The organism is Bradyrhizobium iriomotense (assembly GCF_018129405.1).
In the GTDB taxonomy this organism is placed as follows: domain Bacteria; phylum Pseudomonadota; class Alphaproteobacteria; order Rhizobiales; family Xanthobacteraceae; genus Bradyrhizobium; species Bradyrhizobium iriomotense_B.
The window spans coordinates 205205-226017 of sequence record NZ_JAFCLP010000006.1; the positions used below are offsets into that span (position 1 = coordinate 205205).

Annotated in this window: 24 protein-coding genes; 17 read left to right on the forward strand and 7 right to left on the reverse strand. The window is 65.7% G+C overall.

Annotation, left to right across the window (positions count from 1 at the left end; translation table 11 throughout):
• The first annotated feature begins 73 nt into the window (after positions 1-73).
• From JQ592_RS16140 to adhP, 7 genes are all read left to right on the forward strand, one after another.
• The gene (locus JQ592_RS16140) at positions 74-1276 is read left to right on the forward strand and encodes a vWA domain-containing protein (protein ID WP_211403813.1); all 1203 of its coding nucleotides are present in this window, start codon (positions 74-76) and stop codon (positions 1274-1276) included.
• Positions 1277-1286: 10 nt separating this feature from the next.
• On the forward strand, positions 1287-1610 hold the full coding sequence (locus tag JQ592_RS16145; protein WP_008564652.1) for an XdhC family protein: 324 nt from the start codon (positions 1287-1289) through the stop codon (positions 1608-1610).
• Between the two features lie 2 nt (positions 1611-1612).
• Positions 1613-2314, forward strand: coding sequence for an XdhC family protein (locus JQ592_RS16150; RefSeq protein ID WP_211403814.1), 702 nt, complete (start codon positions 1613-1615; stop codon positions 2312-2314).
• Positions 2311-3915 (forward strand): NTP transferase domain-containing protein, encoded by a 1605-nt coding sequence (locus JQ592_RS16155; protein WP_211403815.1) that lies wholly within the window; start codon positions 2311-2313, stop codon positions 3913-3915. Before JQ592_RS16150 ends, JQ592_RS16155 begins: the two co-directional genes overlap by 4 nt.
• A 213-nt stretch (positions 3916-4128) precedes the next feature.
• On the forward strand, positions 4129-4518 hold the full coding sequence (locus JQ592_RS16160) for a DUF4189 domain-containing protein (RefSeq protein ID WP_211403816.1): 390 nt from the start codon (positions 4129-4131) through the stop codon (positions 4516-4518).
• Between the two features lie 124 nt (positions 4519-4642).
• Entirely contained in the window at positions 4643-5053 is a 411-nt protein-coding gene (locus tag JQ592_RS16165; protein ID WP_211403930.1) for a DUF2000 family protein, read from the forward strand.
• Positions 5054-5197: 144 nt separating this feature from the next.
• Positions 5198-6223 (forward strand): alcohol dehydrogenase AdhP, encoded by a 1026-nt coding sequence (gene adhP, locus JQ592_RS16170; protein WP_211403817.1) that lies wholly within the window; start codon positions 5198-5200, stop codon positions 6221-6223.
• A gap of 67 nt (positions 6224-6290) precedes the next feature.
• Here adhP and JQ592_RS16175 read toward each other — a convergent pair whose 3' ends face one another.
• From JQ592_RS16175 to JQ592_RS16185, 3 genes are read right to left on the reverse strand one after another with little or no spacing between them, the layout of a single operon-like run.
• Positions 6291-6704, reverse strand: a complete 414-nt coding sequence (locus JQ592_RS16175) for a GFA family protein (protein WP_211403818.1) — start codon at positions 6702-6704, stop codon at positions 6291-6293.
• Positions 6705-6716: 12 nt separating this feature from the next.
• Positions 6717-7178, reverse strand: a complete 462-nt coding sequence (locus tag JQ592_RS16180) for an SRPBCC family protein (protein WP_211403819.1) — start codon at positions 7176-7178, stop codon at positions 6717-6719.
• On the reverse strand, positions 7175-7510 hold the full coding sequence (locus JQ592_RS16185) for an ArsR/SmtB family transcription factor (protein ID WP_211403820.1): 336 nt from the start codon (positions 7508-7510) through the stop codon (positions 7175-7177). The genes JQ592_RS16180 and JQ592_RS16185 overlap by 4 nt, the downstream gene beginning before the upstream one ends.
• Before the next feature lie 108 nt (positions 7511-7618).
• Here JQ592_RS16185 and JQ592_RS16190 point away from each other — a divergent pair, with 108 nt between their 5' ends.
• The 6 genes from JQ592_RS16190 (at position 7619) to JQ592_RS16215 (ending at position 13595) form a co-directional block, all read left to right on the forward strand.
• Positions 7619-8314: a TetR/AcrR family transcriptional regulator gene (locus JQ592_RS16190; protein WP_211403821.1), complete on the forward strand. Its 696-nt coding sequence runs from the start codon at positions 7619-7621 to the stop codon at positions 8312-8314.
• Positions 8311-9099, forward strand: a complete 789-nt coding sequence (locus JQ592_RS16195; protein WP_211403822.1) for an HlyD family secretion protein — start codon at positions 8311-8313, stop codon at positions 9097-9099. Before JQ592_RS16190 ends, JQ592_RS16195 begins: the two co-directional genes overlap by 4 nt.
• Positions 9096-10028, forward strand: a complete 933-nt coding sequence (locus JQ592_RS16200; protein WP_211403823.1) for an ABC transporter ATP-binding protein — start codon at positions 9096-9098, stop codon at positions 10026-10028. The genes JQ592_RS16195 and JQ592_RS16200 overlap by 4 nt, the downstream gene beginning before the upstream one ends.
• On the forward strand, positions 10025-11188 hold the full coding sequence (locus tag JQ592_RS16205) for an ABC transporter permease (protein WP_211403824.1): 1164 nt from the start codon (positions 10025-10027) through the stop codon (positions 11186-11188). The genes JQ592_RS16200 and JQ592_RS16205 overlap by 4 nt, the downstream gene beginning before the upstream one ends.
• Before the next feature lie 31 nt (positions 11189-11219).
• The gene (locus tag JQ592_RS16210) at positions 11220-12527 is read left to right on the forward strand and encodes an adenylate/guanylate cyclase domain-containing protein (protein ID WP_211403931.1); all 1308 of its coding nucleotides are present in this window, start codon (positions 11220-11222) and stop codon (positions 12525-12527) included.
• Between the two features lie 153 nt (positions 12528-12680).
• Entirely contained in the window at positions 12681-13595 is a 915-nt protein-coding gene (locus JQ592_RS16215) for a PhzF family phenazine biosynthesis protein (RefSeq protein ID WP_211403825.1), read from the forward strand.
• Positions 13596-13698: 103 nt separating this feature from the next.
• Here JQ592_RS16215 and JQ592_RS16220 read toward each other — a convergent pair whose 3' ends face one another.
• Genes JQ592_RS16220 through JQ592_RS38580 form a run of 3 tightly spaced genes read right to left on the reverse strand, consistent with a single transcriptional unit; the run spans position 13699 to position 15162 of the window.
• Complete coding sequence (locus JQ592_RS16220; RefSeq protein ID WP_211403826.1) at positions 13699-14160, reverse strand: DUF488 domain-containing protein; 462 nt, start codon at positions 14158-14160, stop codon at positions 13699-13701.
• 9 nt (positions 14161-14169) lie between these two features.
• Positions 14170-15006 (reverse strand): DUF72 domain-containing protein, encoded by an 837-nt coding sequence (locus JQ592_RS16225; protein ID WP_211403827.1) that lies wholly within the window; start codon positions 15004-15006, stop codon positions 14170-14172.
• Positions 15007-15030: 24 nt separating this feature from the next.
• Positions 15031-15162 (reverse strand): hypothetical protein, encoded by a 132-nt coding sequence (locus tag JQ592_RS38580; protein WP_283816132.1) that lies wholly within the window; start codon positions 15160-15162, stop codon positions 15031-15033.
• Between JQ592_RS38580 and JQ592_RS16230 the strand changes: the two genes are divergently transcribed.
• The 4 genes from JQ592_RS16230 (at position 15110) to JQ592_RS16240 (ending at position 18674) form a co-directional block, all read left to right on the forward strand.
• The gene (locus JQ592_RS16230; protein WP_211403828.1) at positions 15110-15490 is read left to right on the forward strand and encodes a hypothetical protein; all 381 of its coding nucleotides are present in this window, start codon (positions 15110-15112) and stop codon (positions 15488-15490) included. The genes JQ592_RS38580 and JQ592_RS16230 overlap by 53 nt on opposite strands.
• Positions 15491-15585: 95 nt before the next feature.
• Complete coding sequence (locus tag JQ592_RS38260; protein ID WP_246820433.1) at positions 15586-15789, forward strand: hypothetical protein; 204 nt, start codon at positions 15586-15588, stop codon at positions 15787-15789.
• A gap of 242 nt (positions 15790-16031) precedes the next feature.
• On the forward strand, positions 16032-17165 hold the full coding sequence (locus JQ592_RS16235; protein ID WP_211403829.1) for a glycosyltransferase family 2 protein: 1134 nt from the start codon (positions 16032-16034) through the stop codon (positions 17163-17165).
• 6 nt (positions 17166-17171) lie between these two features.
• Positions 17172-18674 (forward strand): glycosyltransferase family 39 protein, encoded by a 1503-nt coding sequence (locus JQ592_RS16240; RefSeq protein ID WP_211403830.1) that lies wholly within the window; start codon positions 17172-17174, stop codon positions 18672-18674.
• Positions 18675-18899: 225 nt separating this feature from the next.
• Here the strand turns inward: JQ592_RS16240 and JQ592_RS16245 are convergent, their stop codons facing one another.
• Positions 18900-20786, reverse strand: a complete 1887-nt coding sequence (locus JQ592_RS16245) for a CHASE2 domain-containing protein (protein WP_211403831.1) — start codon at positions 20784-20786, stop codon at positions 18900-18902.
• Positions 20787-20813 lie beyond the last annotated feature (27 nt).

Here is a 20813-nt window from a genome sequence, read left to right on the forward strand (position 1 = left end):
TCTCGAACTACAACCTCGAGATTCCGGGTTCGTCGCTTCGCGACGCCCCGGAATGACGGAGCGAGGATAGACCATGGCCATCAACCATCTTGCCCCCGAGCAGACCGAGCAGTTCGCCGACAACATCGTCGGCTTCGCCCGCGCGCTGCGCTCTGCCGGCATGCCGGTCGGGCCGGGCGCTGTCATCGATGCCATGAGTGCGCTGCAGGTGATCGACATCGGCAACCGCTCCGACGTCTTCACCACGCTTGAGGCGATCTTCGTCAAGCGCCACGAGCATGCGCTGATCTTCAAGCAGGCCTTCAACCTGTTCTTCCGCGCCTCCGAAGAGTGGAAGCACATGCTGGATTCGGTGCCGCTGCCGGAGCAGGCCAAGAAGAAGCCGCAGGCCGGCGCTCGTCGCGTCCAGGAGGCGATGTCGCAGCCGCGCATGACCGAGACGCCGCAGCACCAGGAGCAGGACCTGCGCCTGTCGGTCTCCGACAAGGAGATCCTTCAGAAGAAGGATTTTGCGCAGATGAGCGCGGCGGAGATTACCGAGGCGCTCCGCGCCATCGAGCGGATGCACCTGCCGCAGGCCGAGCTCCTGACGCGCCGGCACCGGCCTGATGCGCGCGGCCTGCGCCTCGACCTCCGCCGGACGCTGCGTGCATCTTTACGCACCGGCGGCGACATCATCGACATCCATCGCCTCGGGCGGATCGAGAAGCCGGCGCCGATCGTGGCGCTGCTCGATATCTCGGGCTCGATGAGCGAATACACCCGCCTGTTCCTGCACTTCCTGCATGCGATCACGGATGCGCGAAAGCGGGTCTCGGTATTCCTGTTCGGCACGCGCCTCACCAACGTCACCCGGGCGCTGCGCCAGCGCGATCCCGACGAGGCGCTGGCGAGCTGCTCGGCCTCGGTCGAGGACTGGGCCGGCGGCACGCGGATTTCGGCCTCGCTGCATAACTTCAACAAATTGTGGGCGCGGCGGGTGCTCAGCCAGGGCGCCATCGTGCTCCTGATCTCCGACGGGCTGGAGCGGGAGGCCGATTCCAGGCTCGCCTTCGAGATGGACCGGCTGCACCGGTCCTGCCGGCGGCTGATCTGGCTCAATCCGCTGTTGCGGTTCGGCGGCTTCGAGGCCAAGGCCCAGGGCATCAAAATGATGCTTCCGCACGTTGACGAATTCCGGCCCGTGCATAATTTGAGTTCGATCCAGGAGCTGATCACGACGCTCTCCCAGCCGCTGCCGCCGCATCACCGCAGCCTGATCCGCTCCGCAGCTTGAGAGGCCAGCCATGCTCGATCGCGACGAGGACATTCTGAAGGCGGCGGAGGACTGGCAGAAGGCCGGCCGTGGCGTTGCGTTGGCGACCGTTGTCGAGACCTGGGGCTCGGCGCCCCGCCCGGCGGGCTCGAGCCTCGTCATCAACGACGAGGGGACGTTCCTGGGCTCCGTCTCCGGCGGCTGCGTCGAGGGAGCCGTGGTCACCGAGGCCATGGACGTGATCGAGAGCGGCAAACCCAAGATGCTGGAGTTTGGCGTGGCCGACGAGACCGCCTGGAATGTCGGGCTGTCCTGCGGCGGCACCATCCGCGTCTTCGTCGAGAAGGTCGGCTAGCCGTGAAGCTCGCGATTTTGCACGAACTCAATGCCGAGCGCGCCGCGCGTCGGCCCGTGATCCTGGTCACCGACACCGAGACCGGTGAGCAGCGCCTGGTGAAATCAGCGGATTTTGCCAAGGACCCGCTGCGCGCCGAGCTGGAGAAACAGCTTCGCATGGGCAAGAGCGCCAATGTCGAGGCCGGCGGCAAGAAGCTGTTCCTCAACGTCTACGCGCCGACGGCAAAGCTCGTCATCGTCGGCGCGGTCCATATCAGCCAGGCCCTGGCGCCGCTGGCGCGCTCGCTCGGCTATGACGTCACCGTCGTCGATCCCCGCACCGCGTTTGCAAGCCCCGAGCGCTTCCCCGACATTCCCCTGATCGCCGAGTGGCCCGACACGGCGCTACCGCCGCTCAATGTCGACGCCTATACGGCGTTCGTCGCCGTGACGCACGATCCCAAGATCGACGATCCCGCGCTGCTGCACGCCTTCGAGCGCAACTGCTTCTATATCGGCGCGCTCGGCTCGCGGAAGACGCATGCCAAGCGCGGCGACCGGTTGCGGGCTCAGGGCGCGAAGGAGAGCGACATCGCGCGTATCCACGCGCCCATTGGCCTTGCGATCGGCGCGGTCTCGCCGTCCGAGATCGCCGTGGCGATCATGGCCGAGATCACGGCTGTGCTCCGCCTGCCTCCCAAAGAAAAAGAAGAAGCGGCATGAAGTTCGGCCCGGCGAGCCCCAGGGATGCGATCGGCGGGGTGACCGTCCACACCCTGCGCCAGGGACCGCTGGTGCTGAAGAAAGGCACGACCATCGGACCTGCCGAGGTCGAGTCGCTCGAGCGCGCCGGCATCAAGGACATCGTCGTGGTGCGGATGGAGGCGGGCGACGTCTCCGAGGACGTCGCGGCCGCCAGCATTGCGCTGGCCGTCGGCGGCGAGGGCATCCATGTCGAGCGCGCCTTCACCGGCCGCGCCAATCTGTTCGCCGCGCAGCCGGGCGTGCTGGTGATCGACCGCGCCGCGGTTGACCGCATCAACAATATCGACGAGGCCATTACCTTTGCCACGCTCACCGCCTACAAGCCGGTGGTCGAGGGCGAGATGGTCGGCACCGTCAAGATCATCCCGTTCGGCGTCGAGGGCACCTTGCGCGACGCCGCGGTGAAGGCGGCGGGCAAGGACGTGCTCAGAATCGCGCCTTACGTGATCCAGTGTGTCGGCGTCGTCTCGACGCTGCTGCCGGGCCTGTCGTCCAAGGTGGTCGACAAGACCCTGCGCGTCACCGCCGAGCGGCTGGCGCCGGCCGGCGCCAGCATCATCGCCGAGCGGCGGGTCCAGCACGACGAGCACGCACTGTCGGCCGCGATCAAGGAATTGCTCGCGCTCGGCGCCGAGCTCGTGATCGTGTTCGGGGCATCCGCGATCGCCGATCGCCGTGACGTGATCCCGGCGGCCGTCACCGGCATCGGCGGCGAGATCGAGCATTTCGGCATGCCGGTCGATCCCGGCAATCTCTTGCTGATCGCCCGCGCCGGCAATGTGCCGGTGCTGGGCGCGCCGGGCTGCGCGCGCTCGCCGGTCGAGAACGGGTTTGACTGGGTGTTGATGCGGCTCCTCGCCGGCATCAAGGTGACGCGGTCCGAGCTGATGGGCATGGGCGTCGGCGGCCTCTTGATGGAGATCGTGACGCGGCCGCAGCCGCGCGCGCAGCCGGAGACCGAGGGCAACAGCCAGGTCGCGGCCATCGTGCTCGCGGCCGGCCGTTCCACGCGTATGGGCGGACCGAACAAGCTGCTCGCCGAACTCGACGGCAAGAAGCTGGTGCGCATCGCGGCCGAGCAGGCGCTAGCTTCGAAAGCATCCGAGGTGATCGTCGTTACCGGCCATCAGACCGAGCTGGTCGAGCAGGCGCTAGAAGGCCTGAGGGTGAAATTCGTCAGGAATCCGGATTTCGCCGGCGGCATCGCCAGCTCGGTCAAGGCCGGCATCGCGGCTGTGCCCGAGACCTGCGACGGTGCCCTGGTTTGCCTCGGCGACATGCCGCTGATCGATGCCGGCCTGATCGATCGCCTGATCGACAGTTTTGCGCCGGACCGCGGCAATCTCATCGTCGTGCCCGTCAGCGAGGGCCGCCGCGGCAACCCCGTGCTGTGGTCGCGCCGCTTCTTCAAGGAGCTGATGACGCTCGACGGCGACGTCGGCGCGCGGCACTTGATCGCCAAACACACCGAGGCAGTCGCTGAAGTGCCCGTCGACGGTGAGAGCGCCTTCCTCGACATCGACACGCCGCAGGCGCTGGAAGCGGCGAGGCGGGGATGAAGGTGCCGTAAACGACGGTGCCGTAGGGTGGGCAAAGGCGCGTAGCGCCGTGCCCACCATCTCTTCGTTGCGATCGACAATTGGTGGGCACGCTGCGCTTTGCCCACCGTACGGCATCTCCCGTTCCTCCCGATTTCAACCACCCGTTCACCATCTGGAAACGACCGCCGCTTAGAGTTGCCGCCACCTGCCTTGGGGGTGAGGGGTTTTTCCATGGCTTCGAACGTCGTCGCGCGCCGTTGCGCGATGTTTTTCTTTGCGCTGTCGGTCTGTGTCGCCGGTGCGCGTCACATCACGCACGCGCATGCCGCCGGCGCCTTCGCAGTCGGCAAGTGCGGTGCCTATGGCCAGGCCTTTGACTACGGCGCCGAGCACGAGGCCCGCGCCGCGGCGCAGAAGCAGTGCAAGGGCGATTGCACGACGGTGACGATGAAGCGCGCTTGCGCGGCGATGTCGGTCGATCTCGCCAACCCCTGCGGCGCCTATGGTTATGCGGTCAAGCCGAAGATTTCCGCTTCTCTCAATGCCGCCACGCGCGAATGCTACAAGTACGGCGGCAAGGAGTGCGTGATCCGCGCCTGGGCCTGCGACGCCAAGGGCTGAATTTCTCTTGCTGTCATTCCGGGGCGATGCGTAGCATCGAACCCGGAATCCATAACCACTATCGGGAGTATGGATTCCGGGCTCGCGCCAAGTGGCGCGCCCCGGAATGACAGTCGAGGAAACCATGCAGTTCGATACCAAGATCGCCGTCGTGATCCGCACCGATCTTCAGGCGTGGCAGAAGCTCAACGTTGCGGCCTTTCTCACCAGCGGTATCGCGGCTGCGTTTCCCGAATGCATCGGCGAGCCCTATGAGGACGCTTCAAGCACGAAATATCTCTCGCTGATCGGCCAGCCGATCCTGATTTACGGCGCCGATGGTCCCGCCCTGTCGCGCGCGCTCGATCGCGCGCTCACCCGCAACGTCAAGCCGGCGGTCTACACCGAGGACATGTTCAAGACCACGCATGATGCCGCCAATCGCGAGGCGGTGAGGGCGGTAGCGCGCGCCGATCTCAATCTCGTCGGCATCGCGATGCGCGCCGAGCGCAAGGTGATCGACAAGATCGTCGACGGCCTCAAGTTCCACAGCTGACAGGTCTGTCGCGCGTCGCCGCGTTGTCATCGCGATGTCACGATGGCGCGAGCGCTTGCGTAAACTTTGTGCGGTTTGACTCCAATCAAAGGCGCATGGCCCGTCGCCGCTAGTCTGTTGCCGCAATTGAAACGGAGCAGACCCATGCCGACCATGAAAGCCGCAGTCGTCAGACAATTCGGCAAGCCGCTGGTGATCGAGGACGTGCCGGTGCCGCAGCCCGGTCCCGGCGAGGTCCTGGTCAAGGTCAAGGCCTGCGGTGTCTGCCACACCGATCTGCACGCCGCCTCAGGCGACTGGCCGGTGAAGCCGGTTCCGCCCTTCATCCCCGGCCATGAAGCCGCCGGCGTCGTCGCAGCGCTCGGACCCGGTGTGAAGAATCTGAAGGTGGGCGATGCTGTCGGCGTCGCCTGGCTGCACGACGCCTGCATGTCGTGCGAATATTGCGAGACCGGCTGGGAGACGCTGTGCGAGCACCAGCACAACACTGGCTACAGCGTGAACGGCGGCTTCGCCGAATACGTCATCGCATCGGCTGCCTTCGCGGCCAAGCTGCCGGCGACGATCGATTTCGCGGGCGTCGCGCCGATCCTGTGCGCCGGCGTCACCACTTACAAGGGCTTGAAGGAGACCGAGGCGAGGCCGGGCGAGTGGGTCGTGATCTCGGGCGTCGGCGGGCTCGGCCACGTCGCGGTCCAATACGCCAAGGCGATGGGACTCAAGGTCGCGGCTATCGATATCGCCGAAGACAAGCTCAAGCTCGCACGCGAGACTGGCGCCGATCTCGCCGTGAACGCGCTTGCGGCTGACGCGGTCGACAAGGTGCTGGCCGCGACCGGGGGCGGGGCGCACGGTGTGCTGGTGACAGCGGTCTCGACTCCGGCATTCGCCCAGGCGCTGAAGATGGTCCGGCGGAAAGGCACCGTCAGTCTCGTCGGCCTTCCGCCGGGCGAATTCCCGACGCCGATCTTCGACGTCGTGCTCAAGCGCATCACGGTGCGCGGCTCCATCGTCGGTACCCGCCGCGACCTCGACGAAGCCATCGCCTTCGCTGCCGACGGCAAGGTCAAGGCCGAAGTGACCAAGGTGCCGCTCACTGAGATCAACAACGTCTTCGACAGCATGAAGGCCGGCAAGATCGAAGGCCGCATGGTGCTGGATTTTGCCTAAAGCGTTTTCGAGCGAAGTGGATACCGGTTCGCGTCAAGAAAACGCGTCAACACAAGAATCCAGCGCCTCACCCCGGCGGCATCCCTTCGAATTTCGGCAAGTCCGGATCGAGCGGATCCCAGCCATGTCCGCGCGCGGCGTAGGTCACCGCCTGCGGCTTGTAGCGGGCGGGCTCGTCGAGGCTCGCGGCGCGGATGGTGAAAACATCGGGCATGGCAGCGAAGGTCATGTAGACCGGCAGGCCGCACTGCGGACAGAAGCCGCGCGTCTTCACGTTGCCGCTGTCGCCGACCATGTCCCAGTGCTTCGCCTCGCCGCTCAGTGTGACGCCGGCGCGCGCGAACGTGGCGTAAGAGCCGTGGCCGCTGCCGCTTTCCCGCTGGCAGTCCCGGCACTGGCAGTGATTGCTGAACAGCGGCTCACCGACAATCGAATAGCGGATCGCGCCGCAGGCGCAGCCGCCGGTATAGGGCTTGTCCATCGCGATATCTCCTCACTCTTCGCCGCTGATCTCGTCGAGCTGGCGGACAACCTTCTTCCAGCCGCCGCTCATCACCGTGTAGGCCCACTCGTTCCTGGGCAGGACGAAGCCCGCATGAACCAGGCTGATCCGCGTGCCGGCTTCGACCGGCGTGAGGGACCAGGTCACGACGGTGTCGAGCGGCGCGCCGTAACCGGTGTTGCGCGCATGGCCGCCCTTCCAGGCGTAGACGAGGCGGCGGTTGGGCACGACTTCCAGGACCCGGCAATGGATCACGCCGTCCCAGTTGCCGCCCGGTTTGGTCTGGAACGTGAAGGCCTTGCCTTCGACGGCTTCAAAGCCGGTCGGCTGCATCAGCCAGCGGGCGATCAGCTGCGCGCTGGTCAGCGCCTTCCAGATCGTCTCGGCCGTGTGAGGGAAGACCTCGTCGATGACGATGTCTTTGGTTTCGGCTTTCAACGCGGCTGCACTCACGGATCGATCTCCTTCAACAGGTCACGCAGGTTCTGGAAGCGCTCGCGCCAGAAGACGCCGTAATGATCCATCCAGGTCACCAGCGGCTCGAGTCCTTGCGGCGCGGCGCGGTAGTAGACGTTGCGGCCCTCGGCGCGCTCGGCGACGAGGCCAGCCTGTTTCAGCGACTTCAGGTGCTGCGAGACGGCTCCTTGCGTGACGCCGCTGCCGCGCGTCAGCGCGGCGACGCTGATCTCCTTGCTCTCGAACACTCGCTCGAACACAGCGCGCCGCGTCGGATCGGCGAGGGCGCGCATGACGGCGGTGACGGGGTTTGGGGCGGCTTCAATCATGCAATTCAATTAGCATCGGCTAATGCATTAGTCAAGGCTAATTCATTCGCCGAAATAGGGCTGCCTCACTGACTTGACAATGACTGACCAGTCAGTCATATTTGTAGAATGACCAAGAAGCCAACCCAAGCCGCCTTGCCGTCCGCAACTCGCGCCAGCGCGAAGGGCCCTGCGCCTGCTGGCAGTGAGGAGGTACCCGCCTCGAACCGCGCTGCACGCGCGGCGGAGCGGCGTGCGGCGATCGTGGAGGCGGCGATGGAGGAATTCATCGCGCGCGGCTTTGCCGCGACGCGGCTCGACGACATCGCCAAGCGCGCGGGCGTTGCCAAGGGCACGATCTACCTGCACTTCAAGGACAAGGAATCGATGTTCGAAGAGCTGGTGCGCATCGTCATCGTGCCTGTGGTGGCGCGGCTGACGACGCTGCCGCCGCCGGCGGGTTCGGTGCGCGATCTCATCGAGAGTTTCGCCGGCAACTTCCTGAAGGAGGTGATCGGCACCAGGCGCGGCGATCTCGTCCGCCTGATCGTGGCGGAGGGGCCGCGCTTTCCTTCGGTCGCCGACTTCTACTACCGCGAGGTGGTCTCGCGCGGGATCGCCGCCATGCGCGCGCTGATCGAGCTCGGCATTGCCCGCGGCGAGATCCGCGAAAAGGATCTCGCGCGCTATCCGCAGATCCTGGTCGCGCCCGCGATGATCGCGGTGATCTGGCAGAGCCTGTTTGCACGGCATGCGCCGCTCGACGCGCAGGACATGCTGCGCGTTCATCTTGATTTGATTTTTGGCGAACGGAGGACGACATGACGTCGTCGCGGGTATTTTCTGCATTTGCTTTGGCGCTCGTGCTCGCAACCGGCCTTGCTGCCTGTAACGAGAAGCGCGATCCGGGTTTCCAGGGCTGGGTCGAGGCCGACATGATCTATGTCAGCCCTGATGAAGCGGGCCGGGTGACGAAGCTCAACATACGCGAGGGCGACGAGGTCAAGGTCGGCGATCAGCTCTATTCCGTCGACGACGACCTCCAGCTCGCCGATCTCAACCAGAACAAGGCGACGCTGGCGAATGCACAGCAGACCTACGACCGCGCGGCCTCGCTCAGCAAGACCGGGGCGGGCACGCAGGCCAATCTCGATTCCGCCGTGTCCGCTCTGCGCGTGGCGGAAGCGCGGGTGGCGACGTCGGAGACGCGGATGGCGCGGCGCAAGGGCTTTGCGCCCGTCGCCGGCACGATCCAGCAAATCTATTTCCGCGAGGGCGAGATGGTGGCGGCGCAGCGGCCGGTGCTCTCGATCATGCCGCCCGGCAACATGAAGCTGCGCTTCTTCGTGCCGGAGACCGAGCTGCCGAAGCTTACGATCGGCGACACGGTGCGGATCGCCTGCGACAATTGCGCGGCCGATCTCACCGCGAAGATCTACTTCATCGCGACCTCGGCCGAATACACCCCGCCTGTCATCTACAGCCTCGAGGAGCGCAACAAGCTGGTCTATCTGATCCAGGCGCGACCCTCGCGTCCCGACGCTCTTCGTGTCGGGCAGCCGATCGACGTCTACCTCAACCCCAAGACACCCGTGGCGGACAAGCGATGAACGGCGGCAACGGCATCGCAATCGACGTCAAGGGACTGTCGAAATCATTCGGCGGCCGCGAGGTCGTGCATGATCTGTCGATGCAGGTGAAGCGCGGCTCGATCTACGGCTTCCTCGGGCCCAACGGCTCGGGCAAGACCACCACCATCCGCATCCTCTGCGGCCTGCTCACGCCCGACAGCGGCGAGGGCACCTGTCTCGGCTACGACATCCGGCGTGATGCCGAGAAGATCAAGCGCCAGGTCGGCTACATGACCCAGCGCTTCAGCCTTTACCAGGACCTGTCGGTGCGCGAGAATCTCGAATTCGTCGCGCGGCTCTATGGCCTCACTGACGCCCGCGGCGTTGCACGCGACATGATCAAGCGGCTCGGGCTCTCGGGGCGCGAGGAGCAGCTTGCCGGCGAGCTCTCCGGCGGCTGGAAGCAGCGGCTGGCACTCGGGGCCTGCACGTTGCCTAGTCCAAAGCTGCTGTTGCTGGACGAGCCGACGGCAGGCGTCGATCCCAAGGCGCGGCGCGATTTCTGGAACGAGATCCATGCGCTCGCGGCCGACGGCCTCACCGTGCTGGTCTCGACCCACTACATGGACGAAGCCGAGCGCTGTCACGAGATCGCTTACATCGCCTACGGCCATCTCTTGGCGCACGGCACGGTCGAGGAGGTGATCGCGAAGTCGGCGCTGACGACCTACACCGTCACGGGCGAGGATCTGAACGGGCTCCCGGCCGCGCTCACCGGCAAGCCGGGCGTGGACATGGTGGCGCCGTTCGGTACCTCGCTGCACGTCTCCGGCCGCGACGTCGCGGCGCTCGAAGCCAGCATCGCGCCGTGGCGCGAGAAAAGCGAGCTGCATTGGCAGAAGTCGTCGCCATCGCTCGAGGACGTCTTCATCGAGCTGATGAGCCGCTCCAGGGACAACTTCCAATGAGCGCTATTGATCACCCAGACACCCCACAAGAAATCCGCGAGCGCTTCGGCTTCCTGCGGCGCTCCTACGCGATGCTGGTCAAGGAGTTCATCCAGCTGAGGCGCGACCGCGTCTCGTTCGCGATGATCGTGATGCTGCCGGTGATGCAGCTCCTGCTGTTCGGCTTTGCCATCAACACCACGCCGCACAATCTGCCGAGTGCGGTGCTGCTGCAGGAGGATTCCGATCTCGCCCGCTCGATCCTGAAGGCGCTGGAGAACACCGCCTATTTCCGTTTCCTCTACGAGGTGCACGACGTCGATGACTTCGACAATCTGCTGAAATCCGGCAAGGTGCTGTTCGGCGTCGAGATCCCGCGCGGCTTCGAGCGGGCAGTGCGGCGCGGCGACAAGCCGGCGCTGCTGGTCGCGGCGGACGCCACCGATCCGGTCGCGGCGAGCGCCGCGATCGGTTCGCTCGGCATGGTCGTGCAGACCGCGCTCAAGCACGATCTCTACATCGGCGATCCCCCGGAGATGCCGTTCGAGATCCGCGCGCATGCCCGTTACAACCCGGCGGCAGCTTCGAGCCTCAACATCGTGCCGGGCCTCGTCGGCACCATTCTCACCATGACCATGCTGATCTTCACCGCGCTCTCGGTCACGCGCGAGGTCGAGCGCGGCACCATGGAGAGCCTGTTGTCGATGCCGATCAAGCCGGTCGAGGTGATGTTCGGCAAAATCATCCCTTACGTGCTGGTCGGCTTCGTCCAGGCCTTCCTGATCATCGGCATCGGGGTCGGTCTGTTCGGCGTGCCCGTGCTCGGCAATCTGTTCCTGCTGGCGCTGCTCTCGACGCTGTTCATCACCACCAATCTGTCGATCGGCTACACCATCTCGACGCTGGTGCAGAACCAGCTCCAGGCCATGCAGATGTCGATGATGTTTTTCCTGCCGAGCATTCTGCTGTCCGGCTTCATGTTCCCGTTCGCCGGCATGCCGGCCTGGGCGCAATATGTCGGCGAGGCCTTGCCGCTGACCCATTACCTGCGCATCGTCCGCGCCATCATGCTGAAGGGCGCGACCATGCAGAACCTGCGCTTCGATACGCTGGCGCTGGCGGCCCTGATGCTGATCGCCATGACCATCGCTGTGACGCGCTTCCGCCGCACGCTGGATTGAGGCAAACTGGCCCCTGAATCGAGGGGGAATGATGGTCAGCTTTGCGAGCAGGAAGACGCGGCAGCACGCCGTTCTGTCGGAGGACGTCGAGCACGAGCTGATGCGGGAGGTGTTGCGCACCGAGCTGCTGCGGGTGCGGACACTGATCATCACCGGCTGCGTCATGATCCTGTTCCTCACCTCGACCTTCCTGATCGACCCTGCTCTCGTGAACCGGGTCTGGCGCGGGACGGAGGGCCTCGTCCGCGAATACATCCTGTTGGGGGGCTTCATCCTCTTCGAAGCCTGGGTCCACAGCCAGATCAGGCGAAACCTCAAGCTCGATCGCGACCTGCCGGTGATCCGGCGCTATATCGGCGCCTTTATCGAAACGTCGCTGCCGACGGTCATCCTGATCCTGCAGATCCGCAGCATGGGCGCTGGGCCCGCGCTTGGTTTCGTGCTGCCACTGGTCTATTTCATCTTCGTCATTCTTTCGACGCTGCGGCTCGATTTCTGGCTGTCGACTTTCACGGGATTCGTGGCTGCGGCCCAACTCCTGGCCGTCGCGCTGTATTACAATTCGGCGAGCGACACAGGCGAGCCCCTTATCTACTTCCACGCCGTGCGCAGCACTGTCATCCTGATCTGCGGCGTGCTGGCGGGCGCCGTCGGCGCGCAGCTCCGCCGGCAATTTGCCACGAGCATCGCAGCCGCCACCGCGCGCGACCGCGTGACCAATTTGTTCGGCCAGCACGTTTCGCCGCAAGTGGTGGAACGATTGATGGCGGCGGGAACGAGCGCAAGCGGCGACGTCCGCCGCGTCGCGGTGATGTTCGTCGATTTCCGCGGCTTCACCGCCGGCGCGCAGACGCGCACCCCGCAGGAGGTGGTCGACCGGCTCGACGGCGCCTTCGCCGTGCTGGTCGACATCCTCGACCGCCAGGGCGGCATCGTGAACAAGTTTTTGGGCGACGGCTTCCTCGCGCTGTTCGGCGCGCCGCTGGAGGCATCCGACGCCGCGCACCGGGCGGTCGCTGCGGGCCGCGAGATGCTGACCGCGATGGACCATATCAACGAGGAGACGAGCTGGCCGCTGCGGATCGGCATCGGCATCCATTTCGGCGAGGTCGTCGTCGGCAATATCGGCTCGCCCCGGCGCAAGGAATACACCGTGATCGGCGACACCGTGAACTTTGCTTCGCGCCTGGAGGCGCTGAACAAGGAGTTCGGCTCGCAACTCCTGATCTCCGCATCCGTGCGCGACGCACTGGGCGCGGACGGCGACGATGCCGTCCCGCTCGGCGAGGTCGAGGTGCGCGGCTACGAGCAGAAGGTGGCGGTGTTTCAGCTGGGGTAGCGCGCATTACACATCGCTGCGCGCAGTTCTCCTTCATCATAAGCCATTGCTCCGATTGCTCCGAATTTTGGGGCATGACGAGCGATGTTTTCGGCTTGTAGAGTGCTGCGCGATGCGGCCGGTCGTGGCCGCGACTTGCATGGGGAAGTGCAGATGCAGCGCCGCTACATCACCGTCGACGTGTTCACCGACCGCGCCTTCGGCGGCAACCAGCTCGCCGTGGTGCTCGATGCCGGCGGCCTGTCGACCGCACAGATGCAGGCGATCGCCACCGAGTTCAACTATTCCGAGACGACCTTCGTGCTGCCGCCGCGCGACAAGGCCAATGATGCGGAAGTGCGCATCTTCACGCCGGTGAGGGAGATGCCGTTCGCGGGCCATCCCAATGTCGGCACCTCCTTCGTGCTGGCGAGCCTCGCGAAGGAGCCGAAGCCGCGCCTGTTGTTCGAGGAGAAGGCGGGGCTCGTGCCGGTCGACATTCGGAGAGAGCAGGGAAGGGTGGTCAGCACCGAGCTCACCGCGCCGCAGCCGCTGTCGCGGCTTGCACAGCTTTCCGCCGAGGATGTCGCGGCCTGCATCTCTCTGACGGCGGATGATATCAGGACCGATCACCACGCGCCGCAAGTCGTCGGCGTCGGAACGCCGTTCGTGGTCGTGGAGGTGCGATCGCGCGATGCGCTCAAGCGGGCGAGGCCCGATGCCGCCGCCTTCGGCAGGGTGCTTCCGCGCGACGGTGCCTTCTCGGTGTGGTTCTATACGCGCGACGTGGCCGCAGCGGAGGCGCCTTGCGATATCCAGGCGCGGATGTTCATGCGCGGCGCCGGCGGCCTCGCCGAGGATCCCGCCACCGGCAGCGCCACGGTCGCAGCCGCCGCCCTGTTCGCCGATCTCGATCCCACGCGCGACGGCGAGTTGAAGCTCACGGTCGGCCAGGGCTTTGACATGGGCCGGCCGAGCATCCTCCTGACGCGCGTGCACAAGCAGGACGGCAAGATCGTCTCCGCCCATGTCGGCGGCAGCAGCGTGCAGATGATGGAGGGAACGTTTCGGTTGGAGGGAGAGGCGTGATTGGCATTCCGGGGCGCGCGTAGCGCGAACTATGGTGCGCAATTGCGCACCTGAGAATCTCGAGGTTCCGGGTTCAGCCCTGCGGGTTGCCCCGGAACGACGATCAGACCTGCCGCCCCGCCAGATTCTTCACCGTCACCCCGTCGCGCTCCTCGATGATCTCCGCGATCATCTGGCGGTGGCAGTGGGTGTGGTCGCGCTCGTAGCAGAGCAGGCACACTGGACCGGCCTTCTTCACCAGAGCCGAGAGCTCGTCCATCTCTTCTTTCGCCTGCGACGTCTTCAGGTGCTTTGAATAGATCTTCTCCAGCACGTCATATTGCCCGCTGCGGGCGGCGAGGCGGCCTTCCTTCGGCGTGCCGAGCGCTGCGAGATGGACATAGGCGATGCCGCGCTCGTCGAGCCCGGCGGATAGCTGCTTCTTGGAAAAGCCCGGCCGGCGCGATGACGTCACCGCGCGCACGTCGACGACCAGCTTGACGCCGGCTTCTTCCAGCTCGTCCAGCACCGCCTTGGGCGGTGTCTGCTCATAGCCGATGGTGAAGAGTTTCTTCGCCTTTGCCATGAACCATCCTCAGCTCACCCGCGCAATCAGTTCCATGGCGCCGTGCGGTGCGCGCACCTTGCCTTCGTGGATGACATAGGCGAACACGTCGCGCGGCTCCTTCTTCGGCTTCGTCTTGTCAACCTTCGGCAGGTCGTCCGGTTCACCGCCCGAAGCCCAGTCCTTGAAGCGCTCCGCCCAGGCATCGAGCTGCTTCGGCGGATAGCAGGTCTTGATCTCGTCATTTCCCTTCTGCAGCCTGGCATAGACGAAATCGCCGGCGACGTCGGCGATCGCCGGATATTTGCCGTGCTCGGCGAACACCACCGGCGTCTCGAATTCGCGGATCAGCGCGACGAAATCCGGCGTGCAGAAACTGTCGTGGCGGACCTCGACCACGTGGCGCAGCGCGCGCCCGTCGAGCTTGCGCGGCAGCAGCTCCAAGAACTTGCCGAAATCGGCGCCGTCGAACTTCTTGGTGGGCGCGAACTGCCACAGCACCGGGCCGAGATGATCGCCGAGTTCCAGCACGCCGGAATCGTAGAACCGCTTGATGGAATCGCCGGCCTCGGCCAGCACGCGGCGATTGGTGGCGAAGCGCGGTCCCTTCACCGAGAACACGAAGCCCTCGGGCACCTCGCTTGCCCATTTGCGGAAGCTCTCCGGCTTCTGTGAGCCGTAATAGGTGCCGTTGATCTCGATCGAGGTCAGCTTCGAGGCCGCGTAGGACAGCTCCTTCGCCTGCGTCAGCTTCTCCGGATAGAACACGCCGCGCCAGGGCTCGAAGGTCCAGCCGCCGACGCCGATGAAGATGTTGCCGGATTTTTTGGACGCGGTTTTTGCTTTGGCCACGGAAGGATCTCGCATCGACGTGGAGGGAAGGCCGGCATCCTAATCAAACCAGTTGTGATTGGCCAGTTGCCGCGTCCCGTCTAAGCTTCCGAAGATCATCTGCGAGAAGGAGAACAAGATGCGGATGCTGATGGTGGGAGCGGCGCTCATGATGATGACAACTGCTGCCATGACTTCTGCTGTTATGGCGGACGATGACGACGACAAGAACGCGCAGAAGCTCGCCATGCAGGGCCGCGACGATTATTGGCGTTGCCTCGCGCGGGAATATTCGCGCGAGAGCAATCAGGGCCTGTCGGAGCAGGATTTCGGCCGCTCGGTCGCGAGCGCCTGTCCGTCCGAGCGGCAATATTACCGTGTGGCCTTGCTCGACTATCTCACCACGCAATATCCGAACATCGATGCCGGCGCGCATCTCGCGACCGCGAACAGGGCGGTCGAGTCGGCGCAGAAGGACATCGTGACGGCCTTCGTCAAGCACAGGCCGCCGGCGAAGTAGGACCCCAGCCTCCTTCAATCGCTATTCGCCCCGGGGCCTTCCGGCGCCATATTCATCCGTGGTATCACTCGCCGCATCTGGAACAGGGATGGGTCATGTCGTCTGAGTCGGTGGGTGGCATTCTGGGCGCGATCGTCGCGGCGGTCGTGCTCGCGGTCGCCGTCGTCTTCGGACCGATCGGCCAGTACGGCAAGCCCCCCAAGCCGGCGAGGGCAGAGTCTGCCCCTGCTGCGGCACCCGCAGCCCCCGCCGCGCCCGCGCCGCGAGGACCGGTGATCCGGGAAGTCCCCAACCAATAGGGTGCGAAATCGACCCTTTTGACCCCTTGCGAAGCAGTCTTGTCGTTCCTATTTAGCTTCTAACGGCGACGTTGAGCGAAAAACTCCGGCGCTGGGACGACCTTGGAATAGCTTGGGCCTGCGCCGGATGTACGCGCGGTCGGCCGTTCCGGGGTCGTTGGCATTTTGGGGCCCCAACTGGCCCGTTCTCCCTCAAAACCCCGGCTTGGCATCGCAGGACGCGGCGGATATACGCTGCCGTCATGAATGAAGCGATCAGACCGGGCTCCGACCATCCGCTGCAGGCCCAAGAGGGGCCGGAACTGTCGGTCATCGTCCCGACCTTCAACGAGCGCGACAATGTCACGGTGCTGTATCGGCGCCTGGAGGCGACGCTCGTCAACGTCGCCTGGGAAGTCGTGTTCGTCGACGACAATTCGCCTGACGGCACCTGGGACGTCGTTCGCGCGCTGGCGCAACGCGACAGCCGCGTACGCTGCGTCCGCCGCATCGGCCGCCGCGGCCTGTCGGGGGCCTGCATCGAGGGCATCCTGGCCTCCAGCGCACCCTATGTGGCCGTGATCGACGCCGACCTCCAGCACGACGAGACGCAGCTGCCGAAGATGTTGCTGCTGCTCGCCAGCGACCAGGCCGAGCTCGTGGTCGGCAGCCGCTATATCGAGGGCTACAAGAGCGAAGGCTTCAACAAGCAGCGCGCCGGCGCCAGCGCGCTGGCGACCGAGGTCGCCAGGAAGATGCTGCGGGTCGAGATCGCCGATCCCATGAGCGGCTTCTTCATGATCCGCCGCGACCGTTTCGAGCAGCTCGCGCCCAAACTGTCGGTGCACGGCTTCAAGATTCTGCTCGACGTCGTCGCGACCGCCCATGGCGGCCTGCGCGCCGTCGAGATCCCCTACACCTTCGGCGCCCGCCAGCACGGCGAGAGCAAGCTCGATTCCATGGTCGCGCTCGACTTCCTGGGCCTCGTGCTGGCCAAGCTGACCAACGACATCGTCTCGCTGCGCTTCATCCTGTTCGCAATGGTCGGCGGCATTGGCCTCGTGGTGCATCTGGCCACACTGTTCATCGCCCTCCAGCTGTTCAAGGCGCCGTTCGCGGAGGCGCAGGCTGCCGGCGCCATTGTCGCCATGACCAGCAATTTCATCCTCAACAACTTCCTCACCTATCGCGATCAGCGGCTGAAGGGATTTGCGCTGCTCCGCGGCCTGATCGCCTTCTACATCGTGTGCAGCGTCGGCCTGCTCGCCAATGTCGGCGTCGCTTTCTCGGTCTACGACCAGGAGCCGATCTGGTGGCTGGCTGGTATGGCCGGCGCACTGATGGGCGTGGTGTGGAACTACGCGATGTCCGGACTGTTCGTCTGGCGCAAGAAATAGCTCACGATGGGCGGAGCTGACGCGCGGATCGTCCGCAACACCGCGCTGGCGATCCTCGCGCTGGTGGCCCTGCGGCTCGTCGCCGCCGCCTTCACCCCGATCACCTTCGACGAAGCCTATTACTGGATGTGGTCGAAGAACCTGGCCGGTGGTTATTACGACCACCCGCCGATGGTCGCCTACGTCATCCGTGCCGGCACCATGATCGCCGGCGACACCGAGCTCGGCGTCCGCCTGGTCTCGATCCTGCTCGCGCTGCCGATGAGCTATGCGATCTATCGCTCCGCCGCGATCCTGTTCGGCGGGGCGCGCGTCGCGGCCACCAGCGCCATCCTGCTCAACGTGACGCTGCTGGCCTCGGTCGGCACGCTGATCGTGACGCCCGATGCGCCGCTGCTGGTCGCCTCCAGCTTCGTGCTGTTCTTCCTCGCCAAGGTGCTCGAGACTGGCCGCGGCGTCTGGTGGCTTGCGGTTGGTGCGGCGGTCGGTGCGGCGCTGTTGTCGAAATACACCGCGATGTTCTTTGGCGCCGCCATCCTGATCTGGCTCGCGTCCGTGCCGAAGCTCAGGCGCTGGTTTCTCTCGCCCTGGCCCTATCTCGGCGGCCTCGTTGCGCTGGCGCTGTTCTCGCCGGTGATCCTCTGGAACGCGGACCACCAATGGGTCTCGTTCGCAAAGCAGCTCGGGCGCGCGAAGATCGAGGACTTCCGTCCCGTCTTCATCGCCGAGCTGGTCCCGACCCAGGTCGCGTTCGCGACCCCGCTGGTCTTCATCCTCGGCGCGATGGGCCTGCACGCGCTGACCTGGCACCGGGCCGGCGCGCTGGCCTCGCGCGTGCTGATCGAGACGATGTTCTGGACCATCGTCGCTTATTTTGTCTGGCATTCGCTGCATGCCCGCGTCGAAGCCAACTGGTTCGCGCCGGTCTATCCGCCCTTTGTTGTTGCTGCGGCGGCCGCCGCCAACCTCGTGCAGTGGAAGCCGCGCGCGCGCCGCCTGGCGGACTTCTGCCTGCGCTGGGCCGCGCCCGTGGGCATCGTGATGTTCGCAGCACTGGTCGTGCAGGCCAACACCGGCTGGCTGTCGGGCTATCGCCGCGACGCGACCGTGCGCAGCGTCGGCGTCGGCTGGCGCGAGCTCGCCGCGGCAATCGAAGCCGAGCGCGCGCGCAATGGTGCGACCTGCGTGCTCGCGCCGGACTACGGCACCACGGGCTGGCTCGCCTTCTATCTGCCGCGCGGCACCTGCGTGGTGCAGCAGAACCAGCGCATCCGCTGGGTCAACATGCCCGAGCCAGATCCCAAGCAGCTCGCCGGCAAGCTGCTCTATGTCGACGAGCTGCGCGCAGGCGGCCATCCTGCCGTCCACGACCTCTTCACGCAGGTGACGCAAATCGCGCAACTGCAGCGCAAGCGCGGGCCACTCGTGGTCGAGACCTACGGCATCGATCTTCTGGAAGGCGCCAAGGGCGACGTGCTGGATCGCTCGCCGCCGCCGGAGGCGCGGTAGCAGGTTGTGAGGAAGCCACGCTTCCTCCTCATCGTCGTCCCGGCGAAAGCCGGGACCCATACCGCGTGATCTCTCGATGAGCGCAGGTACCCGTACCGCGTGAAGACCCATTCACGACCAGACTTCGCCAAACCGCTTCCTGTGGTTATGGGTCCCGGCCCCCCGTGCGCAATTGCGCACTAGGCCGGGACGACAGCGGAATGCTGGGCGCACAGCGGTGGCTGTTCAGTCGATCATCTCTGCCCCGGTGGCCGCCTCATCCGGCCTGCTCTCGTCGCGCCAGAACCACACCGCGATCATGCCGGAGCGGCCGCGGACCTGCGTGCACAGCGGGCCTCTCAACGTGCTGTCGGGATCGCCGAGATAGTCGGACGCATCCAGCAGCGTATCGCTCAGCGCGAGGCACGCGCCGTTCTGGGCCGCCACCTCCATCAGCCGGTTCGCGACATTGACGGTGTCGCCGGTCGCCGTGATGTGCTGGTGGCTGCCGCCGAGGCGCGAGGCGACGATGGGGCCGCAATGCGCGCCGATCTTGAAGCCGAGCTGATCCCCGATTGCGGGCGGCAGCGAAGCGATCCAGCGATCGACGCTGCGATGCAGCTCGATCGCGCATTTGAGCGCGCGAGCCGCATCATCAGGCATCGCCGCAGGCAGACCGAACAGGATCATGGCGCCGTCGCCGAGGAAGCCGGTGACGATGCCGCCGCAGGCGGTCGCCGCCTGGTCGATCCGCGCGTGAAACGCATTCAGGATGTCCCGCAATGCATCGGGATCGGTCCGCTCGCTGAGCGCGGTGAAGCCCGAGAGATCGATGAAGACGACAGCCGCGTCCTGCCGGACCGGCTTCGTCAGGAAATCGGGATCGCGCGCCAGCCATTCCTGCACCGCCGGCGCCTGGAACTGCGCCAGCGACCTGCTCTTGGCGGTGAGATATTGGGCCTTGCGGCCTCCCGCCCACAGCTGCACGCCGGCAAAGACCGCAACCGGCGGGACCGTCGCTGCGAGCGTGGTCGCGGCGTTCAGCCAGACGCCGTGCGTGAAGGCGAACAAATTGAGCCCGGCCCAGGCGATCATCACCACAGCGGCCGCGACAAGCCCGAGCGCGCTGCGCCGCCAGGCGAGCAGGCCGACCAGCAGCACCGGCAGCAGGATCGCGGTGAGCGCGTCGGCGATATGAACCTTGCGGTCGCGCATGATGCCATCGCCGGCGACGAGATGCGTGATCGCAGTGGAGATCACTTCGACGCCGGGCATGAGGGAATCGAACGGCGTCGGATAGAAGTCGCCGCCGCCGGCGACCGAGGCGCCGATCACCACGATCCGGTTCTCGATCGCCGCGCGGTTGAGCGTGCCGTCGAAGATGCTCTGCGCACTGACGGTGCGGATGGTGCGGCGCGGGCCGTAATAAGTGATCGGAAGCGCGAAGTCGGTGTCGGTCGGCACCGCGCGGTCGCCCAACATGAGACGGTCCGGCGCGATCGTCAGTGGCTTGTCGAGCGCGCGGGTTGCGACGCGCAAGGGGAAGGAGAGCTCGACCTTGTCGTGGGTCCGAAACAGCATCGGCACCGAGAGCGGCGAGCCCGATTGCCCCGTGGCGACATTGACGACGCCGACCTCGGCATGGTTGGCAAACGCCGGCAGCGGCAGCAGGAAGCGTTCGGCCTGCGGCAGGACGGCAAGGGGACCCTGGCTGCTTGGGGCCACGGTCTCGCTGGCGGACGGGAAGATCGCGGCGGCAGCCAGCACCATGGGGCCGGTGGCGAGCGTACTGGCGAGCGTGGCATCGCCGATCGCGGCGCTGCGATCGACCAGCAGCAGGTCAATGGCGACGACCTTCGGCTTGAACTGCACGATGGTGTCGACGACGCGGGCGAGATCGGCGCGCGGCAGCGGATAGCTGCCGCCGCGCTTCACCACGGTGTCGTCGATCGCGACGATGGTGACGAGATCGGGCGGCGCCTGCACGCCGCGGACCTGCGTCCGCCAATCCGTCAGCGTCGCCTCGAGGCGATCGAGAAAGCGCAGATGACCGTTGGCGTGAGCCGCATAGATACCGGCGCCCCACAGCGCGGTGAGGACGAGGGCCACCAGGATCTGAACGCGTCTAGTCATTACGTGCTGCAATCTTCTTTGTGGCCC

Bases quoted from the DNA above. Each gene is read 5' to 3' on its own strand.
- JQ592_RS16140 (WP_211403813.1), top strand. From the start codon at position 74: ATGGCCATCAACCATCTTGCCCCCGAGCAGACCGAGCAGTTCGCCGAC.
- JQ592_RS16145 (WP_008564652.1), top strand. From the start codon at position 1,287: ATGCTCGATCGCGACGAGGACATTCTGAAGGCGGCGGAGGACTGGCAG.
- JQ592_RS16155 (WP_211403815.1), top strand. From the start codon at position 2,311: ATGAAGTTCGGCCCGGCGAGCCCCAGGGATGCGATCGGCGGGGTGACC.
- JQ592_RS16160 (WP_211403816.1), top strand. From the start codon at position 4,129: ATGGCTTCGAACGTCGTCGCGCGCCGTTGCGCGATGTTTTTCTTTGCG.
- JQ592_RS16165 (WP_211403930.1), top strand. From the start codon at position 4,643: ATGCAGTTCGATACCAAGATCGCCGTCGTGATCCGCACCGATCTTCAG.
- adhP (WP_211403817.1), top strand. From the start codon at position 5,198: ATGCCGACCATGAAAGCCGCAGTCGTCAGACAATTCGGCAAGCCGCTG.
- JQ592_RS16175 (WP_211403818.1), bottom strand. From the start codon at position 6,704: ATGGACAAGCCCTATACCGGCGGCTGCGCCTGCGGCGCGATCCGCTAT.
- JQ592_RS16185 (WP_211403820.1), bottom strand. From the start codon at position 7,510: ATGATTGAAGCCGCCCCAAACCCCGTCACCGCCGTCATGCGCGCCCTC.
- JQ592_RS16190 (WP_211403821.1), top strand. From the start codon at position 7,619: ATGACCAAGAAGCCAACCCAAGCCGCCTTGCCGTCCGCAACTCGCGCC.
- JQ592_RS16195 (WP_211403822.1), top strand. From the start codon at position 8,311: ATGACGTCGTCGCGGGTATTTTCTGCATTTGCTTTGGCGCTCGTGCTC.
- JQ592_RS16200 (WP_211403823.1), top strand. From the start codon at position 9,096: ATGAACGGCGGCAACGGCATCGCAATCGACGTCAAGGGACTGTCGAAA.
- JQ592_RS16205 (WP_211403824.1), top strand. From the start codon at position 10,025: ATGAGCGCTATTGATCACCCAGACACCCCACAAGAAATCCGCGAGCGC.
- JQ592_RS16210 (WP_211403931.1), top strand. From the start codon at position 11,220: ATGGTCAGCTTTGCGAGCAGGAAGACGCGGCAGCACGCCGTTCTGTCG.
- JQ592_RS16215 (WP_211403825.1), top strand. From the start codon at position 12,681: ATGCAGCGCCGCTACATCACCGTCGACGTGTTCACCGACCGCGCCTTC.
- JQ592_RS16220 (WP_211403826.1), bottom strand. From the start codon at position 14,160: ATGGCAAAGGCGAAGAAACTCTTCACCATCGGCTATGAGCAGACACCG.
- JQ592_RS16225 (WP_211403827.1), bottom strand. From the start codon at position 15,006: ATGCGAGATCCTTCCGTGGCCAAAGCAAAAACCGCGTCCAAAAAATCC.
- JQ592_RS16230 (WP_211403828.1), top strand. From the start codon at position 15,110: ATGCGGATGCTGATGGTGGGAGCGGCGCTCATGATGATGACAACTGCT.
- JQ592_RS38580 (WP_283816132.1), bottom strand. From the start codon at position 15,162: ATGGCAGCAGTTGTCATCATCATGAGCGCCGCTCCCACCATCAGCATC.
- JQ592_RS38260 (WP_246820433.1), top strand. From the start codon at position 15,586: ATGTCGTCTGAGTCGGTGGGTGGCATTCTGGGCGCGATCGTCGCGGCG.
- JQ592_RS16235 (WP_211403829.1), top strand. From the start codon at position 16,032: ATGAATGAAGCGATCAGACCGGGCTCCGACCATCCGCTGCAGGCCCAA.
- JQ592_RS16240 (WP_211403830.1), top strand. From the start codon at position 17,172: ATGGGCGGAGCTGACGCGCGGATCGTCCGCAACACCGCGCTGGCGATC.
- JQ592_RS16245 (WP_211403831.1), bottom strand. From the start codon at position 20,786: ATGACTAGACGCGTTCAGATCCTGGTGGCCCTCGTCCTCACCGCGCTG.